Source organism: Patulibacter medicamentivorans (assembly GCF_000240225.1).
Taxonomy (GTDB): Bacteria; Actinomycetota; Thermoleophilia; order Solirubrobacterales; family Solirubrobacteraceae; genus Patulibacter; species Patulibacter medicamentivorans.
On the sequence record NZ_AGUD01000305.1, the window covers coordinates 1 to 16,307 of the forward strand.

Annotated in this window: 15 protein-coding genes; 7 read left to right on the top strand and 8 right to left on the bottom strand. The window is 75.3% G+C overall.

Going from position 1 to position 16,307, the window contains the following annotated elements; all coding sequences use genetic code 11:
* Positions 1–2,426, top strand: a 2,426-nt coding sequence (locus tag PAI11_RS27615) for a coiled-coil domain-containing protein (RefSeq protein ID WP_040601349.1), incomplete at its 5' end; no start/stop codon positions are given.
* Positions 2,427–2,815: 389 nt separating this feature from the next.
* Here PAI11_RS27615 and PAI11_RS21780 read toward each other — a convergent pair.
* A complete protein-coding gene (locus PAI11_RS21780) occupies positions 2,816–4,951 on the bottom strand; it encodes an O-antigen ligase family protein (RefSeq protein WP_007578767.1) in 2,136 nt (711 codons plus the stop codon).
* Between the two features lie 27 nt (positions 4,952–4,978).
* Between PAI11_RS21780 and PAI11_RS21785 the strand changes: the two genes are divergently transcribed.
* The 4 genes from PAI11_RS21785 (at position 4,979) to PAI11_RS21800 (ending at position 9,954) form a co-directional block, all read left to right on the top strand.
* On the top strand, positions 4,979–5,734 hold the full coding sequence (locus PAI11_RS21785) for a hypothetical protein (protein ID WP_007578769.1): 756 nt from the start codon (positions 4,979–4,981) through the stop codon (positions 5,732–5,734).
* 392 nt (positions 5,735–6,126) lie between these two features.
* Positions 6,127–8,988 (top strand): vitamin B12-dependent ribonucleotide reductase, encoded by a 2,862-nt coding sequence (locus PAI11_RS21790; protein WP_081488587.1) that lies wholly within the window; start codon positions 6,127–6,129, stop codon positions 8,986–8,988.
* Between the two features lie 163 nt (positions 8,989–9,151).
* Positions 9,152–9,349, top strand: coding sequence for a hypothetical protein (locus tag PAI11_RS21795; RefSeq protein ID WP_138974479.1), 198 nt, complete (start codon positions 9,152–9,154; stop codon positions 9,347–9,349).
* Between the two features lie 62 nt (positions 9,350–9,411).
* On the top strand, positions 9,412–9,954 hold the full coding sequence (locus tag PAI11_RS21800; protein WP_007578779.1) for a methylated-DNA--[protein]-cysteine S-methyltransferase: 543 nt from the start codon (positions 9,412–9,414) through the stop codon (positions 9,952–9,954).
* A gap of 79 nt (positions 9,955–10,033) precedes the next feature.
* Here the strand turns inward: PAI11_RS21800 and PAI11_RS21805 are convergent, their stop codons facing one another.
* Positions 10,034–10,468 carry a cupin domain-containing protein gene (locus PAI11_RS21805; protein WP_007578781.1) on the bottom strand — a complete coding sequence of 145 codons (435 nt, stop codon included), beginning with the start codon at positions 10,466–10,468 and terminating at the stop codon, positions 10,034–10,036.
* A gap of 135 nt (positions 10,469–10,603) precedes the next feature.
* Between PAI11_RS21805 and PAI11_RS21810 the strand changes: the two genes are divergently transcribed.
* Positions 10,604–10,795, top strand: coding sequence for a hypothetical protein (locus PAI11_RS21810; RefSeq protein WP_007578783.1), 192 nt, complete (start codon positions 10,604–10,606; stop codon positions 10,793–10,795).
* A 32-nt stretch (positions 10,796–10,827) separates the two neighbouring features.
* On the opposite strand, the gene PAI11_RS26000 is transcribed toward PAI11_RS21810, so the two are convergent.
* From PAI11_RS26000 to PAI11_RS21825, 3 genes are all read right to left on the bottom strand, one after another.
* Positions 10,828–11,292, bottom strand: coding sequence for a hypothetical protein (locus PAI11_RS26000; RefSeq protein ID WP_007578785.1), 465 nt, complete (start codon positions 11,290–11,292; stop codon positions 10,828–10,830).
* Between the two features lie 119 nt (positions 11,293–11,411).
* Positions 11,412–11,693, bottom strand: a complete 282-nt coding sequence (locus PAI11_RS21820; RefSeq protein WP_138974480.1) for a hypothetical protein — start codon at positions 11,691–11,693, stop codon at positions 11,412–11,414.
* 121 nt (positions 11,694–11,814) lie between these two features.
* Positions 11,815–12,486 (bottom strand): lysophospholipid acyltransferase family protein, encoded by a 672-nt coding sequence (locus PAI11_RS21825; protein ID WP_040601356.1) that lies wholly within the window; start codon positions 12,484–12,486, stop codon positions 11,815–11,817.
* A 97-nt stretch (positions 12,487–12,583) separates the two neighbouring features.
* Between PAI11_RS21825 and PAI11_RS21830 the strand changes: the two genes are divergently transcribed.
* Positions 12,584–13,462, top strand: a complete 879-nt coding sequence (locus PAI11_RS21830) for a DUF1963 domain-containing protein (protein WP_007578790.1) — start codon at positions 12,584–12,586, stop codon at positions 13,460–13,462.
* Between the two features lie 89 nt (positions 13,463–13,551).
* On the opposite strand, the gene PAI11_RS21835 is transcribed toward PAI11_RS21830, so the two are convergent.
* From PAI11_RS21835 to PAI11_RS21850, 3 genes are read right to left on the bottom strand one after another with little or no spacing between them, the layout of a single operon-like run.
* Complete coding sequence (locus tag PAI11_RS21835) at positions 13,552–14,655, bottom strand: winged helix DNA-binding domain-containing protein (RefSeq protein ID WP_007578792.1); 1,104 nt, start codon at positions 14,653–14,655, stop codon at positions 13,552–13,554.
* The gene (locus PAI11_RS27620) at positions 14,652–15,206 is read right to left on the bottom strand and encodes a hypothetical protein (protein WP_007578793.1); all 555 of its coding nucleotides are present in this window, start codon (positions 15,204–15,206) and stop codon (positions 14,652–14,654) included. Before PAI11_RS27620 ends, PAI11_RS21835 begins: the two co-directional genes overlap by 4 nt.
* Complete coding sequence (locus PAI11_RS21850; protein WP_040601357.1) at positions 15,203–16,303, bottom strand: winged helix DNA-binding domain-containing protein; 1,101 nt, start codon at positions 16,301–16,303, stop codon at positions 15,203–15,205. Before PAI11_RS21850 ends, PAI11_RS27620 begins: the two co-directional genes overlap by 4 nt.
* Between the last annotated feature and the right edge of the window lie 4 nt (positions 16,304–16,307).

Sequence of the window (16,307 nt, forward strand, 5' to 3'; positions counted from 1 at the left end):
CGGCCCGCGCCGGGCTCGAGGCGGCCGAGGAGGGGCTCGCCGCGCAGGCCCGACGCGCCGACGAGCAGCGGGCCGCCGCCGCGACCGAGCACGCCGCCGCGACCGCGCAGCTGCGGGCGCAGCTCGACGCCCAGGCGAGCGTCGAGCAGGAGCTGCTGTCCGAGCTGCGCAGCGTCCGTCGCGACCTCGACGCCGCCAGCACCGACGCCGAGACCCGCGCCGCCGCGATCGCCGCCCTCGAGGCCGAGCTGGCGACGGTCCGCGAGGACGTCGGCGAGCAGCTCGACGAGGCGCAGCGCGTCGCCCAGCAGGCGCTCGGCGAGCGCCAGCAGCTCGCCGACCAGCTCGACGAGGCGCGCCGCGGGCTCGACCGGCTGCGCCAGCAGGCCAGCGCCGCCGAGGGCGCCGGTCCCGACGAGATCGTCCGTGCCCTCGGCGCCCGCCTCGAGGCCGCCGAGGAACAGGCCGTGGCGGCGCTCTCCCAGGCGGCGGAGGCCGAGGAGCGGGCGACCGCCGCCGAGCGGCGGGCGGTCCTCGGCGGCGAGGACCGCGACGCGATGGCGCTCCAGCTCGAGGAGGCCCGCCGGGCCGCGGCCACGGCGCTCGACGAGGGCCGCCAGCTGCGTCGGCGACTCGACGGCGAGCGTGACGAGGCCCGCCGCCAGGCGACCGAGGCGACCCGCCAGCTGGAGGAACTGCGGACCGCCACCGAGCACCGGATCCGCGACCTGCGCGGGCGCCTCGATCCCGAGCGCGAGCGGCTGCAGGAGCTGGCACGGGCCGCCGAGGCGCAGGTCGAGCAGCAGCGGATCGACCACCAGCGCGCGCTCGCCGCCCAGCGCGACGAGCACGCCGCCGCGCTGGCCGCCGCCCACCAGCAGCTGCACGAGGCCCAGGAGCAGGCGGCGGCCGCGCGCGAGGAGGTCGCCGCCAGCAGCGAGGACCACTTCGGCCGACGGCTCGAGGAGGAGCGCGCCGCCGCCGAGCACGCGCTGCAGGTCGACCGCCAGCGCCATCAAGCCCAGCTCGACGCGCTCGTCGCCGAGCACGACGCGCTGGTCGCGGAGCTGCGCGACGAGCGCGAGGCCCGGCTCGCCGCGCTCGACGCCGAGCACCGGGCGCAGCAGCAGGCGCTCCGCGACGCCCACCAGCGCGAGCTCGACGGGCTGCACGCCGACCGCGAGCGGACCGTCGTCGCCGAGACCGGCCAGCGCGACGAGCAGATCACCGAGCTGCAGCAGCGGATCGCGGAGCTCGAGCAGGACCGTGACGCCGCCTACCAGCAGGCCGCCGAGACCCACGACCGGGCGGCCCGGATCGAGGAGGTCGCCCGCGAGGAGCTGGAGCGTCAGGTCCGCGAGGCCACCGCCGCCGCCGAGGCCGAGCGCGACGAGCTGCTGCTGGCCCACGAGCGCGAGCTGGCTCGCCGCGAGGCCGAGCGCGACGGTCGCCTGCGTGACGCCGAGGCCGCCCACGCCGCGGCGCTCGAGGAGCTGGCCGAGCGTCAGGTGCAGGCGATCGAGGCCCAGGCCGCGCGCCACGAGCAGGAGCTGACCGCCCTCCGCCAGGAGCTGGAGGAGCGGATCGTCCAGGTCGCCGGCGAGACCGATCAGGCGCGGGCGATGGCGAGCGAGCTGGGCCGCACCGTCGAGACGACCGAGGGCGAGCTGCGCGAGACCCGCCGCCGGCTCGACCGCGAGACCGCCGAGCGGCGCGAGCGCGAGCGCGAGCTGGAGCGCCTGCGGGCCAATACCGGCGACGTCAGCCGCAGCTCGCGCGAGCGGATCACCCAGCTGGAGCAGGACCTCCGGCGCTCGCGCGAGCGGCTCGCCGCCGCCGAGCGCTCCGAGCGCGAGGCACGGGCGGCGCTGAAGAGCCGCGAGTCGGCGGCCCGCCACGGCCAGGAGCCGGACCCGCGCCGCTCGCTCGCCGACCAGGCCGAGCGACGGCGGCTCGAGCAGCGCGTCGGCGATCTCGAGCGGCGGCTGCAGGCGGCGCTCGAGACCGCCCGCAGCACCGAGGCAGCGCGCCGCGAGGCCGACCGCCGCGCGCTCGCCGCCGGCGACGCCGGTGAGCAGGCCCGCCAGCAGATGGCGGCGGCGGAGGAGCGGGTCGCCGAGGCGGAGGCGCGGATCGCCGCCCTCGACGCCGCCCACGAGCAGGCGGCGGCGGAGCTGCGGGAGCAGCTGCTGGCCGCCGACGACGCCGCTGAGCAGGCGCGGACCGCGATGCGCGCCGCCGAGCAGGACGGCGACGCCCGCGTCGCGCGGCTGCAGGACGAGAGCGCCGCCCGGATCGCCGAGATCGAGCAGACCCGCGACGCCGCCGTCGCCGAGCTGGCACGGCTGCGGGACGCGCACGATCGCGAGCTGGAGGCGCTCCGGTCGGCCGCGCCCGACGACGAGCGGGCACCCGACGACGAGTAGGGCTGACGGCTCCCCGTCCGGGACGTCCCCCAGACGATCGGCCCCCGATCACCGACTCTCGACCGACCCCGGATCATCCCTACGGCCGATGTGGCGACCCGGCCGGGGTCCCACCATGCGGATACGGCGCGACCCCCGCCCGCCGTTCCCCCCGGAGAGTCCCATGTTCAACCGTCTCGCCCTCGCGCTCATCTCCCCCGACGGGGCCACGGTCGACCATGACCCTCCACGCGGCGCTGCGGCTACCGGGCCCAGCTGCCGAAGGGCGCCCCTCCGGACTCGACCGGAGGCTGGCAGTCCCATCCGCTCGCGCAGCGACCGCGTCCAGTGCGCCCCGCTGATCGAGGGGGCGCGACCCGCCTGAGCGGTCGCGCCCCCGCGACGGCGGGCTAGGGCTGCCCGCCGCTCGGAACCGCGGGAAGCGGCGTCGCCGTCGCCGTCGCGGACGCCTCCGGCGGAGCCAGCTGGCCGTTGGCGTCTCCCAGCAGGGTCAGGGCACGGACGCCCTTGGGGTCGAGCTCGACCGCGCGCCGTGCCGCGTCGCGCATCCCCTGGCGATCGGCGAGCAGCCCGGCGACCTCGGCCACGCCGATCCACGCCTGCGGGTTGTCCGGCTGGCGCTCGGCGCCGCGCAACGCCAGCCGCCGCGCCTCGAGGTAGTTGTGGCGCTGCTGGCTGATCGCGCGGCCGATGTCGAGCGGGCGCAGGCTGAAGGGGTCGAGGTCGGCCGCCAGCGCGGCGTCGCCGGTCGCGTCGCGCAGCTGCTCGGGCGTCGTGCCCTGCGAGGTCGCGTCCTGTGCGCGGTCGGCCAGCCGCTCGCCGACGATCGGCACGATCGTGATCACGGCCAGCGCGACCGCCGTCACGAAGGTCCCGGCCAGCAGCCCGATCCGGCGCCCGGTCCGAGGGCGCCGATCGAGCGCCTCGGCGTCCTCGACGACCGTCGCCGGCGCGACCCGCCCCTCGGGCGTGACGGGCCTCCGGCGGGGCGCCGGCGCGGCCGCCGCCACCGCCAGCCCGACCAGCACCGGGATCGTCACGCCGGGCAGGTCCCAGTCCCAGTCGACGCAGGCCTGCACCCCCCAAGCGCCGACGACGCCGATCAGGGTCGCCTGGAGCACCCGCTCGCGGCCCGCCGGCAGCCGCCGCAGCTGGCCGACGGCGGCGCGCAGCAGCAGCCAGATCGCGGCCGCCAGCAGCACCAACCCGACGACGCCGGTCTCCGAGAGCACCTGCAGCGGCAGGCTGTGGGGCTGGGCGACCTCGGTGAAGTCGCTGCGGTAGCGCTTGCGGACGGTGCCGAAGGTCCCCGCGCCCCAGCCCCCCAGTGGACGGGCGGAGAAGGCGCCGACCGCCTCGGCCCACCAGTCCGCGCGGTTCGAGGAGGAGACCGACAGGAAGCGGTCGGCGCCGGCGACCGGCGCGATCTTGTCGGCCGAGGCGACCTGGTCGCGGACCTTGCCCAGCGCCGTCCCGACGCCGCCCTGCTGGACGCTGAACGCGGCGCCGGCGGCCAGCAGCGCGACGACCGCCGCGACGGCCGCGACCCGCGCGATCCGGACCGTGCGCAGCCCCGGCCAGGAGACCCGCCGCTCGACGGCCCGCAGGGCCAGTGCCAGGACCGCGCCGGCGATCGCCGCGGCCAGCGCGCAGCCGACCACCGCGGCCCGCCCGGAGTGGGCGACGACGGTGTCGCCGGCGACCCGGCCGGCGCCGCTGATCGCGAGCGGCACGGAGGCGACGAACAAGGCCACGACCAGCAGCGGCAACCGCAGCCGCCCGCTGCCCGAGCAGAGCCCGACGAACAGCATCCCCAGCACCAGCGCGACGAGCGCCCCGCGCGACTGGCTGAGCAGGACGATCCCGGCCATCGGCGGCACGAACGCCCCGGCGATCGCCCGCCAGCGCCAGCCGCGTCCGCTGTCGATGGCCTGGCGCCCGGCGATCAGGATCCCGATCGCGCCGACCAGCCCGAGGGCGTTCCAGTAGTCCAGCGGCCCGCGCAGGCGGCGCGCGTTCTCGAGCCCGCCGATCGTCACCGTCGCGTCGGGCGAGAGCCGGTTCACGAGCGCGACGAGCGCGAACGCGGCCATCCCGAGCAGGATCGCGACGACGGCCACCAGCCGTGCCCGCGGGCTCACGCGCGAGGCGGCGCCGGCGACGAAGACGGTGGCGGCGTAGCCGGAGACGAGCGCGCCCCAGGCCAGCGACTGGTCGGGTCGCACGCTCCAGGCGGTCGTCAGCAGCGCCCAGGCGGCGAACAGCGCCAGCAGCAGGGTGCCGAGGGCCGCGTCCCCGCGCGGGACCATCCGCTCGAGGCCACCGGCGATCAGCGCGGCGGCGATCACGGCCAGCAGCGCGGCGGCGACCACGGAGACGCCGGCGGCCGTCTGGCCGTAGCCGCCGCCGGAGAAGCCGACGCCGAAGCCGACGGCGAGGATCGAGAGGAGCAGCAGGCCGCCGACCGAGGGCCGGAGCCTCCCCGCCGTCCGGCCCTCCCGGAGCGTACGGAGAGCGGCGTGCATGCGCGGGGACGACGGTACCATCGGGGTGTGTCGACCGGTCTCACCACCGTCGCCCGCCCCCGGTCCGGGGCGGCCGCGGCCACTCGTCCGCCACGCGCGTCGGCGCGGGCGCTGGCGCTGCTCGGCCTCCTGCTGCTCGCGCTGCTGCCCGGCGCCGCCCCGGCGCTGGCCGACTCGGGGCAGGACGCGATCAAGCAGGAGTTCCGCAAGAGCGGCACGATCGACGGCTGCAAGCACTCGCTCTCCGACCTGCAGGCCTTCAAGGCCAAGCTCGGCAGCGACAGCGCCCAGTACACGCCCGAGCTGGGGACCGCGCTCGACAAGGCGATCGCCGACCACGGCTCGTGCAAGGGCGACTCCGGAGGCGGTGGCCAGCAGTCGGGCGGTGGCGGCACCGGCGGTCAGCAGTCCGGCGGCGGCTCGTCGCCCGAGATCCCCCCGGTGACGCAGGACGTCGCCCCGACGACGACCACGACGCAGACCAGCGCGACCCCGACGCCGAACCCGGGGCCGGTCTCGCTGCCGTCGCCGGCGGTCGTCCAGGACAACCCGATCACGACCGCCGCGGCGCCGAAGCTCTCGACCGAGCCCGCGGCCTGGACGTGGGCGGCGATCGGCGGCGCGATCCTGCTCGCCGCCGCGCTCGGCTGGGCGCTGATCACCGCCAGCGGGCGGATCCGCTGGATGCAGCCGGTCGGCCACGCGATGGGCGAGGCCGGGTGGCGGATGAGCGCCCGCTGGGCCGAATTCAGCGACTGGCTGCGGTTCGGCGGCGGACGCTGAGCGGCCCGGCGTCGGCGACCGCCGACGCCCGCGACCGGCTCGCCGCCGACCGCGTCGGCGAGCCTGCGCCCCGGTAGGATCAGGGGACGGACGCTCCCTCCAACGCGGCCTGGACCGACGGTCCCTTGCGTACACCGACACGAGTGGACGAACGGCCGGCTCGATCTCGTACTTCCAGTCGTTGCGGGCGTTTCCCGCCCGCTCCCGGCCGGTCTGGGGCGAGACCGCACCGGTTCCGTCGGGCGGGCGCGTCAAGGTATCCATCCGTCGCCACCGCGCTGAGCGCGAGGCGGGGGAATTCGAACTTCGCCCGGGCGGCCTGCCACCTCTGTCGGCATCGCTCCCCGGGCATCGCCAGGGCAACCCCAAGAGGAACGAAGGCAGGCACGGACGTGGCTCAGACGCCTCTCACCAGCGACTACACGATCGAGAAGGCGCTCACCGTGCGCCGCAGGTTCACGCAGGCCGGCGTGCACCCCTTCGACCAGATCGAATGGGAGCTCCGCGACGCCGTCATCGGCAACCCGGAGAAGCCCGCCTTCCGCCAGGACGGCGTCGAGTTCCCGAAGAGCTGGTCGCAGAACGCGACCAACATCGTGAGCCAGAAGTACTTCCGCGGGCAGCTCGGCTCGCCGACGCGGGAGAGCTCGGTCCGGCAGATGATCGGCCGCGTCTCCGGCACGATCGCCGACTGGGGGCGCTCGCTCTCCTACTTCGCGACGCCCGAGGACGGCGACGCCTTCGAGGCCGAGCTGACCTACGTGCTGCTGCACCAGCTGGCGGCGTTCAACTCGCCGGTCTGGTTCAACGTCGGGTTCGAGGAGTCGCCGCAGTGCTCGGCGTGCTTCATCCTCTCGGTCGACGACTCGATGGACTCGATCCTCGGGTGGAACACCAAGGAGGGCCGGATCTTCCGCGGCGGCTCCGGGTCGGGGATCAACCTCTCCAACATCCGCGGGTCGATGGAGCCGCTGTCCAAGGGCGGCACCGCCTCGGGGCCGGTCTCCTTCATGCGCGGCGCCGACGCCTGGGCCGGCACGATCAAGTCCGGCGGCAAGACCCGCCGCGCGGCGAAGATGGTCGTCCTCGACGTCGACCACCCGGACATCCTGGAGTTCATCCAGTGCAAGGCCAAGGAGGAGGACAAGGCCGAGGCCCTGGCCAAGGCCGGGTTCGACATGTCGATCGACGGTGACGGCTTCACCTCGATCCAGTACCAGAACGCCAACAACTCGGTCCGGGCCACCGACGAGTTCATGCAGGCCGTCGACGCCGGCGGCGAGTGGCAGACGATCGCCCGCAACCGCGAGGTCGCCGACGTTCCGACGCCGAGCTACCCCGCCCGCCAGCTGATGGACGAGATCGCGAAGGCCGCCTGGCGCTGCGCCGATCCCGGCATCCAGTTCGACACCACGATCAACCGCTGGCACACGTGCCCCAACAGCGGCCGGATCAACGCGTCGAACCCGTGCAGCGAGTACATGCACGTCGACGACTCGGCCTGCAACCTGGCGTCGCTGAACCTGATGAAGTTCCGTCGCCCCGACGGCACGTTCGACGTCGAGAGCTTCGAGCACACCGTCGACGTGGTCCTGCTGGCGCAGGAGATCGTCGTCGGCCCGTCGAGCTACCCGACCGAGAAGATCGGCGAGAACGCCCGGCGCTTCCGCCAGCTCGGCATGGGCTACGCCAACCTCGGCGCCTACCTGATGGCCGGCGGCATGCCGTACGACTCCGACGAGGGTCGCGTGACCGCCGCGGCGATCACCGCCCTGATGACCGGCCGCGCCTACCGCCGCTCGGCGGAGGCGGCCGCCGCGATCGGCCCCTACGAGGCCTACGAGGACAACCGCGAGCCGCACAACGAGGTCATGCGGATGCACCGCGAGGCCGCCTACGAGATCGATGACGCGCTCTCGCACGACAAGGAGCTGCTGGCCGCGGCCCGCCGCAGCTGGGACGAGGCGGTCAAGCTCGGCGACGAGCACGGCTACCGCAACGCCCAGGCGACGGTGCTGGCCCCGACCGGCACGATCTCCTTCCTGATGGACTGCGACACGACCGGCATCGAGCCGGACTTCTCGCTGGTCAAGCACAAGGAGCTCGTCGGCGGCGGCAACATGGTGATCGTCAACCGGACGGTCCCGCTGGCGCTGCAGGAGCTCGGCTACTCGGCCGAGCAGGTCGACCAGATCATCGCCTACACCAACGAGCACAACACGATCGTCGGGGCGCCCGGCCTGCGAGACGAGCACCTGCCGGTCTTCGACGTCGCCGTCGGCGAGCGGGCGATCAGCCACATGGGCCACATCAAGATGATGGGCGCCACGCAGCCGTTCCTCTCGGGCGCGATCTCGAAGACGGTCAACATGCCGAAGACGGCGACCGTCGAGGACATCGCCGAGGCCTACATCGAGGCCTGGCGCCTCGGCGTCAAGGCGCTGGCGATCTACCGCGACGGCTCCAAGACGGCCCAGGCCCTGCGGACCGACGCCCAGAGCGACGAGCCGGTCGTGGCCGCCGCCGAGCTGGACAAGATCGTCGAGGAGGCGGTCAACCGCGCGATCGCCGAGACCGAGGTCCGCGTCCGCGCCGAGCTCGGCCCGAAGCGCCGGCGGATGCCGCGCGAGCGCCAGTCGATCACCCACAAGTTCTCGATCGGCGGCCACGAGGGCTACATCACCGCCGGCAAGTACGAGGACGGCTCGGTCGGGGAGATCTTCCTGACCGACATCGGCAAGGAGGGCTCGGCCGTTCGCGGCATGATGAACTCCTTCGCGACCTCGGTCTCGATCGCCCTCCAGTACGGGGTGCCGCTCGAGACGCTCGTGCGCAAGTTCGCCTACATGCGGTTCGAGCCGGAGGGGATCACCACCAACCCGGAGATCCCGTTCGCGAAGTCGATGCCCGACTACTTCATGCGCTGGCTGGCCAGCCGCTTCCTCGGGCCCGACCTGCAGGAGGAGCTCGGCATCCGGACCGACGAGGTCCGCCAGCGCGAGCAGTCGGCCAACGCCGAGCCCGCCGCCGACACCGCGGGACCGGCCGAGTCGACGTCCAGCGCCGCCCCGACCGCCAGCGCTCCCGCGCTGTCGGCGGCGACCGACACCCCGCCGGTGGTCCCGGCCCGCGTCGTGGCCTCCGGCCCCGACATCGAGCTGGGCCCGGTCTGCGGCGAGTGCGGCGGCATGATGCAGCGGACGGGCGCGTGCTACACGTGCTCCAGCTGCGGCAACAACACCGGCTGCGGCTGAGCCGCTGCCGACGCGTCCGGCTCGCTGCCGGACGCGGACCGCGGTCGAGCAGCACCGCCGAGCGACGGGCGCCCACGAGGCGCCCGTCGTCGTTCCCGGGCCGAGATCGATCGAACGTCCGCCTGCCGTCGACGGCGCACGCGACCGCGGCTAGGGTCGCGCCATGGGTCAACGGTCACCGATGCTGCCGTACCTGCTGGCGATGCTCGCCGCGACCATCCTCGGGGCGGTGCTGGCGCTGCTGCTGACCGGGGATCGCGCCGGAGCGTCGGGATCGAGCGAGTCGCCACCGGCGGTCGCCCGCTCCGCCGACCCGCCGCCCGCGCGGCCGTTGCCGGAGGCTGTCGCCCTGCACCGCTGAGCGGACCGCGCGGCAACGACCGGGCGGCATGCGAGATTGGTTCGTGACCCCGTCGCACGCCGATGCCCGCCACCGCCTACGCCCTCTTCGACACCACGCTCGGTCCGTGCGCGATCGCCTGGAACGGCGACGCCGTCGCCGGGGTCGAGCTGCCCGAGGGCGATCCACAGGCGACCCGGCGGCGGGCCGGCCGGCTCTGGCCCGAGGCGCGCGAGAGCGCTCCCCCGCCGGCGATCCAGTGCGTGATCGACGAGGTCCTGGCGCTGCTCGACGGCCAGGCGGTCGACTTCGCCACGGCGCGACTGGACGACGAGGCCGTGCCGGCCTTCCACCGCCGCGTCTACGACCTGGCCCGGACGATCCCTCCCGGCCACACGCTGACCTACGGCGAGGTCGCGCTGCGGCTCGGCGAGCCCGGGGCGGCGCAGGCGGTCGGCCAGGCGCTCGGGGCCAACCCGTTCCCGATCGTCGTCCCCTGCCACCGCGTGGTCGGCGCCGACGGCCGGATCGGCGGCTTCTCGGCTCCCGGCGGCGCGGCGACGAAGCGGCGGCTGCTGGCGTTCGAGGGCGCCTGGCAGTACGACCAGGCCTCGCTCTTCGACTGACGGCGAGCGCGACCGCGGTGGGCCCGCCGACGCCCTGGCCCCGCGGGTGAGGACCCGACGAGCGTCGGCGGACGTCGCCTCAGCCGTCGCGGAGCTCCTCGGGCGGCAGGTCGCCCGGCAGCGGCGTCTCCTGCGGCGGCGCGCTCTCGGTCGCCTCCCACGACGGGAACGCCTCGCCGTCCCGGCCCTGGTGCTCCTGCGATCCGCCGAGCGCCACCAGCAGCACGCGCTCCGGTCCGCGGTTCGCCAGCTGCCGCCGCAACTCGGGGGCGACGCGCACCAGCTCGCCGGGGCCGACCAGCTGCTCGTCGCCCTCGACGATCAGCGACAGCCGCCCCTCGAGCACCAGGTAGACCTCCTCCTGGTGCGCGTGGCGATGGATCCGCCCACGCTGGCCGGGCAGCAGGACCATCTGGTTGAGCCCGAAGGTCGTCACGCCCAGCTCGCGACGCAGCGGGACGAACCGCTCGTCGCTCTCGGGGCGCAGGCGGGTGGTGGCGATGCCGGTCTCCATGTCCCGACGCTACCGCGGGAGGGCCACGACCGGTGGGCCAGCGCTGCCCGAAGCCGGGCACTCCGGTTGCGTCCCGGCGACCGCGGTTGGTACAAGAGCGGGGAAGCGACCCAACCCGCTCCAAGGAGGCCCCTGTTGGCCAACCACCTCACCCCCGAGGAACTCGCCGACGCCCGTGGCGTCGAGCGGACCGAGATCATCGCCACCTGCATCAGGCTCGGCGTCCCGGTCTACCAGGGCAAGATCGACCGCTGGCTCTTCCAGGCCGCCGTCCAGGGTCACGAGCGGTCGCAGCGGCGAACCGCGGGCGGCGAGACGCTCCACTAGCCGCGCGTCACCGCACCAACTCCCCGAGGCGCTCAGGCGTCGATCACCGGGGTCTCGCGCTCGAGCCGCTCGAGGGCCTCGCGCACGAGAACCGAGGCCGGGTCCCGGGCGAGCCGATCGCGCAGCTCGGCCCGCAGCACCTCGCAGGCCAGGTGACCGGCGGGACGCGGCGCCAGCAGCAGCCGCTTCGCGTGGTCGGACGGCGACTCCCCCGGCCGCGGCACCAGCAGCGCCAGCGCGTGCTGCTGCGCCGCATCGAGCCCGGCCCGCTGGGCGACCTGGGCCACGCTCATCCCTGCTCGCCCGACCACCGGACGCAGCAGCGCCACCGGCTGCGCGTCGGGTCCGACGGCCTCGGCCACCCGCACCGCGCGGCGGACGAGCAGCGCGTCGAAGCTCCCCGCCCGGCCGCGGACCTGCTGCGCCAGGTCGAACGCCCGTCGGCGACCGGCGGTCTGGGACAGCGAGCGCAGGGCGTTGGCACGGGTCGGCTCCACGCCCTCCGCATCGGCCCCGGAGCCGGCCCGCGGGAGCCGACGCCCGCCGAGCGGACGACCGTCCGGTCGCGGGCGACGGTCGTCCGCCGCGACGCGACCCGGGGATCGAGCGAACCAGGCTAGTCGCCGGTGATCATCGCGAGCACCTGCGGCAGCGCGTCGTAGAACATCTCCAGCTCCTCGTCGGGCACGTCGACGTGCGCGCCCTGGAAGTGCGAGTGGTCGCCGTGGATGTGCAGCTGGGGCGTGATCGTCGCGCCGGCGATCACGAAGAACGGCAGGTACGAGTAGTAGTCGAGGCCCTCGAACTCCTGCGGCTCGAGGCCGGTGCCGTCGAGGATCTGCCGGAAGCGCTCGTCGAAGCGCGGTTCGTCGATGAGGATCGAGGCGATGCGGGCCATCGCCGGAGTCTGACGCCCCGTGCGCTCCGGCAGGTGACCGCCTCGCGACGGCGGACAGCGATCGACGCCGCGACGGCCGGCCGGCACGCCGGGACCACGACGCGGTCGACGGCGGCGGGCGCTACTCCGCCGTCGCGCCCTCGGCGACCGCCAGCTGCCGCGCCCGGTACTTGGCGGCGGTCCTGCGGCGACCGGGAATCGTGATCGGCGCCCGCTCGCGGATCTCCTCGACCACCCGCACGGTCACCGCGCTGGCCGACTCGCCGGGCTGCGCCTGGCCGCCGCCGGGCAGGAAGAACTCGACCCGGATCCGGGGCCGCTTGGGGAACCGCACGATGTCGACCGAGCCGGTGACGGCGACCGAGACGATCGTCGTCCCCGGAACCGCCAGCGCCAGCCGGCCGGCGCCGCTGCGGGCCCGCAGCCGCTGCCCGCGCGAGATCGTGCCCTCGGGGAAGATCCCGATGCAGGTCCCGCCGCCGAGCTCGGCGATCGCGGTGTCCATCGCGTGGGCGTCGCCCTTGCCGCGCTCGATCGGGATCTGCCCCATCCCGTCGAGGACCTTGCCCAGCAGCGGGTTCTTCCACATCGAGGACTTGGCCAGCGCCTGGATCTGCCGCTGGCGCCTGGCGGCGACGCCGACGACGACCGGGTCCCAGTAGCTGTCGTGATTGCCGACCGCGAGCACCGGCCCGTCGGTCGGCAGGTGCTCCAGGCCGACGACCTCGAGCCGGCCCCAGTGGCGGACGATCGGCGTGGCGACGGCCATCACGGCGCGGTACGTGCGGGTCATGCGGGTCACGTCTAGAAGGTACCCGCGGTCCCAACCCGGGTGACACCGCGGCGCTCGTCGCGGCGACCCCGCCGTCGCCGGCTGCGATCCTGGTTGGGTGCTGTCGCCCCACGAGGTCCGCGAGATCGCCCTCCGCCATCTGCCCGAGGAGCGGGTCGACGAGGCGCTGCGGGCGGTCCGCCCCGGCTGGCGGGCGCGGCTGGAGGAGAGCGGCCCGCTGCTGATCGGCGGCGCCGCGCCGCTGGCCGAGGGCGAGCGGTGGCCGGTCAACGAGCGCGGGATCCCGCTGACCTTCCTGGCCGCGATCGACTGCGCGTGGCTGCCGGGGTTCGACGACAGCTGGCCCGACCCGACCGGCTGGCGCCACGACGGGGCGCTGCTGCGGATCTTCGCCGACCTCGTCGACCGGCCGCAGGACCCCGGGCCGGCGACCGTCCTGGTGGCCGCCGACGGGACCGAGGTCTTCGCGGTCGACCCGCCGCCGCTGCCGGATCCGTGGCCGCCCGCCGGCGACGAGCGCGACGACCCGGCGCCCCACCAGCGGGTCCGGGCGCTGCCGGCCCATCGCGCGATCGCCGAGCCGTTCCTGACCGCCCAGGAGCTGGCGTTCGGCCCGCTGCACGTGCTCGACCCGGATCCGAACGTCGACGGCTACCGCCATTTCAGCTTCGACCTGCGGCTCGACGGCGAGGAGCGCGACTGGGACGACCCGCGGATCCGCCCGTTCGCCGTCACCCACGTGGCCGGCGAGCCGTGCTCGGTCGAGGAGGACGTCCGCACCAGCGCCTGCGAGCTGCTCGAGGACGGCGGCGAGCTCCAGGACGAGGACGAGTGGCGCGTCCTGCTGGCGATCCACGACGGCTTCGGCGGCGACGTCGAGATCCACGACGGCGGCGCCTACCACGTGCTGGTGCCGGTCGAGGACCTGGCCGTCGGCCGCTACGACCGCGCGGTCTGCGACGTGGCGACCGGCTGAGGCGCGCGGCGCTCCCGCAGCAAGCCAGCCGCGAAGTCCCACGATCGGCACCGGATGGCGGGGGCGATCGTGGGACCTCGGCGGCCCGGCTACCGCCCGGCCACCTCGACCGCAACGCTGCCCGCGTCGGGCTCCGCGAACCGCAGCAGCCGCCGGCCCTCGGCGCGGACCGACGCCAGCGCCCGCTGCGGCAGCCGCCGCAGGGGACGCACGAGCAGGACCGCGGCGTCGCGGCGTCGCTCGACGTCCCAGGTGCCCGCGACGACGCCGTCCCAGGTGAAGGTCGCGGCGACGATCCCGTTCTTGGTCACCAGCCCGCGCCGGTGCTCGGCGGCGATCACGCGGCTCGGGTCGGCGTGCGACAGGACCAGGTTGTCGAAGCGCGGCAGGAAGCGGACCGGCGCCGGGACCTCCTCGGGCGGCCGCGGGGCTCCGGGCAGGTCGAACAGCACGCGACCCTGCTCGTCGCGAAACCGGACCAGGTCCCCCATGGCCTCCAGCAGCGGCCGGGTCCCGCCGAGCCCCGACCACTTGGCGGCGTCGGCGGCGGTCGCCGGGCCGAACGCCGCCAGGTAGCGCCGCAGCAGCGCGCCGGGCGCCGGCTCGCGATCCAGAGGCTCGCCGAGCAGCTGCTCGGCGAGGACCAGCCGCGGGGCGTTGCCGGGGAAGCCGAACCGCTGCCCCGGCTCCGGCAGCATCGCCAGCGGCAGCAGCATCCGCGCGATCATCGCCAGGTCGTTGCCCGGCACCTCGGGGTAGGCGGCGTGGAGCGGCTCGCGGAGGTCCGTCACCGTCCGCGGCTCGGCGGTCAGCAGCGTGCGCGCCAGCGGCAGCAGGCCGTCGAGGTCGAGCGCCGCCCGGCGCGGGCCGGGCGTCTGCAGGACGCGGTCCAGGACCGGCTGCAGCGTCAGGCGGAAGCGGACGAAATCCGCCCGCGAGACGTGGTGGATCGTGCCGCGCATCATCGTCGCGCGGATCACCCGCCGCTGCGCCAGCAGGTCGATCAGGTCCTGGTGGCGGAAGTCCGCGACGCGGCTCCAGAGGCCCACGAACGGCGGCGCCGGCGCCTGGCCCTGCAGCCCGACGAGCTGCTCGATCGCCGCCAGCGGGCCGTCGGTCGAGCGCTCGAGCAGCAGCTGCCGCGCCAGCAGCGCCCGGTTCAGCCGTCGCCGGCTCAGGACCTCGTCGGTCACGGTCGCCAGACCCGGAAGACGTCGACCTGGACCTGCTTCTGCCGGTAGCTCCCGCGGAAGACCGGGCCGGCGCCCGTGACCAGCTCGCCGTCCCGCGGGTCGCGCTTCGGCCGCAGGCTGGCGCGGACGTCGAGGACGCTGATCCCCGGCAGCGTCACGCCACCCTCGTCGAGCTGCTCGCGGACGATCACGTGCAGGTCGCCGTCGCCGTCGGGGTCGCGGGACTGGATCGCGACCACCCGTCCGCGGACGGCGCGGCAGCCGTAGACGGGCGACGGGGTCGGCGTCGGGCAGGTCGCCGTCCACGAGGCCGGGGGCGGCGGGACGGCGACCTCGGCGGCGGTCGTGGTGCCGGTCCGGCCGGCCCCCTCGGCCAGCGCGCCATCGTCCGTCGCCGGGCCCGCGCCGCCGGTCCGGCCGGTCGTCTCCGGGCTCGTCGCGCCGCCGGGGGTCGCGGTCGTCGCCAACCCACCGCCACCGCCGCCGCAACCGCTCAGCGCGCCCGCGGCCAGCATCGCCGCGACCGCCGCCGCCCGTCTGGCGGCCCTCACGCCGGAGCCTCGGCGACGACCTCGACGTCCTCGGCCTCGGGCTCGACGAAGCGGGCGAGCGGCTCGCCCTCGCGTCGCAGCGCGGTCAGCGAGGCCTTGGTCAGCTTCGCGAACGGCACCAGCCGCAGCGTCGCCAGCTTGCGCTTGCGCTCGACGGTCCAGGTCCCCGCGACGACCCCGTCGAGCAGGAACGTCGCCCGCACCCGCAGGTTCTTGGTGAAGACCTGGCCGCGGTGCTCGTCGGCGATCACGCGCGTGCGGTCGGCGTGCGAGAGCAGCAGGTTGTCGAACTCGGGCAGGAACCGCGGTGGAGCGGGGACGTCCTCGCCCGGTCGCGGCGCGTCGGGCAGGTCGAACAGCTCGCGGCGCCCGACCTTGAAGACCACCAGCTCGTCGCGCAGCTGCTCGATGACCGGCTTCAACGGCTTCAGGAACGACCAGCTCTGGGCGTCCGCCACCGACGCCGGCCCGAACGCCGCGAGGTAGCGGCGAACCAGCTCGCGCGGGTCGTCGGCCGGATCGGGCTCGGCCCCCAGCCGCTCGCCGGCGAGCGCGAAGCGGCTGTCGCGCGGGAACGACCAGCGATCCTCGGTCGGGACCATCACCAGCGGCACGCACATCCGGGTCGCGAAGCCGAGCGCCCGCTCGTTGACGTCGGGGAAGCGCTCCTGCAGCAGCCCGCGGATCTCGTTGAAGGTCCGCGGATGGTCGGCCAGCAGCTCGCGGGCGGCGGCCAGGACCGGTTCCAGCTCCAACCCCTCGGCGCGGTCGCCGAGCACGCTCATCCCGGCGCTCAGGACCGGTTGCAACGGCGACCGCCAGGCCAGGTAGTCGCGGGCGCTGAGCAGGTGCAGCGTGCCGCGCAGGGACGTCGCGCGGACCACCTGCGCCGTCGCCAGGGCCTGGCGCAGCGCGTCGGCGTCGAAGTCCGGGATCCGCGTCCAGAGCCCGACGAACGGCGGCCGCGGGTCCTGGGCCTGCATCCCCGCGAGCCGCTCGACCGCCGTTCCCACGGGCAGCGGCTCGCGCTCGAGCAGCAGCTGGCGGGCGAGCGTCGCGCGGTTCAGCGCACGCGGGGTCAGGGTCTCCGGAGCCACGTCG

Bases quoted from the DNA above. Each gene is read 5' to 3' on its own strand.
- PAI11_RS21795 (WP_138974479.1), top strand. From the start codon at position 9,152: ATGGGTCAACGGTCACCGATGCTGCCGTACCTGCTGGCGATGCTCGCC.
- PAI11_RS21820 (WP_138974480.1), bottom strand. From the start codon at position 11,693: ATGGCCCGCATCGCCTCGATCCTCATCGACGAACCGCGCTTCGACGAG.
- PAI11_RS21800 (WP_007578779.1), top strand. From the start codon at position 9,412: ATGCCCGCCACCGCCTACGCCCTCTTCGACACCACGCTCGGTCCGTGC.
- PAI11_RS21825 (WP_040601356.1), bottom strand. From the start codon at position 12,486: ATGACCCGCACGTACCGCGCCGTGATGGCCGTCGCCACGCCGATCGTC.
- PAI11_RS21805 (WP_007578781.1), bottom strand. From the start codon at position 10,468: ATGGAGACCGGCATCGCCACCACCCGCCTGCGCCCCGAGAGCGACGAG.
- PAI11_RS21780 (WP_007578767.1), bottom strand. From the start codon at position 4,951: ATGCACGCCGCTCTCCGTACGCTCCGGGAGGGCCGGACGGCGGGGAGG.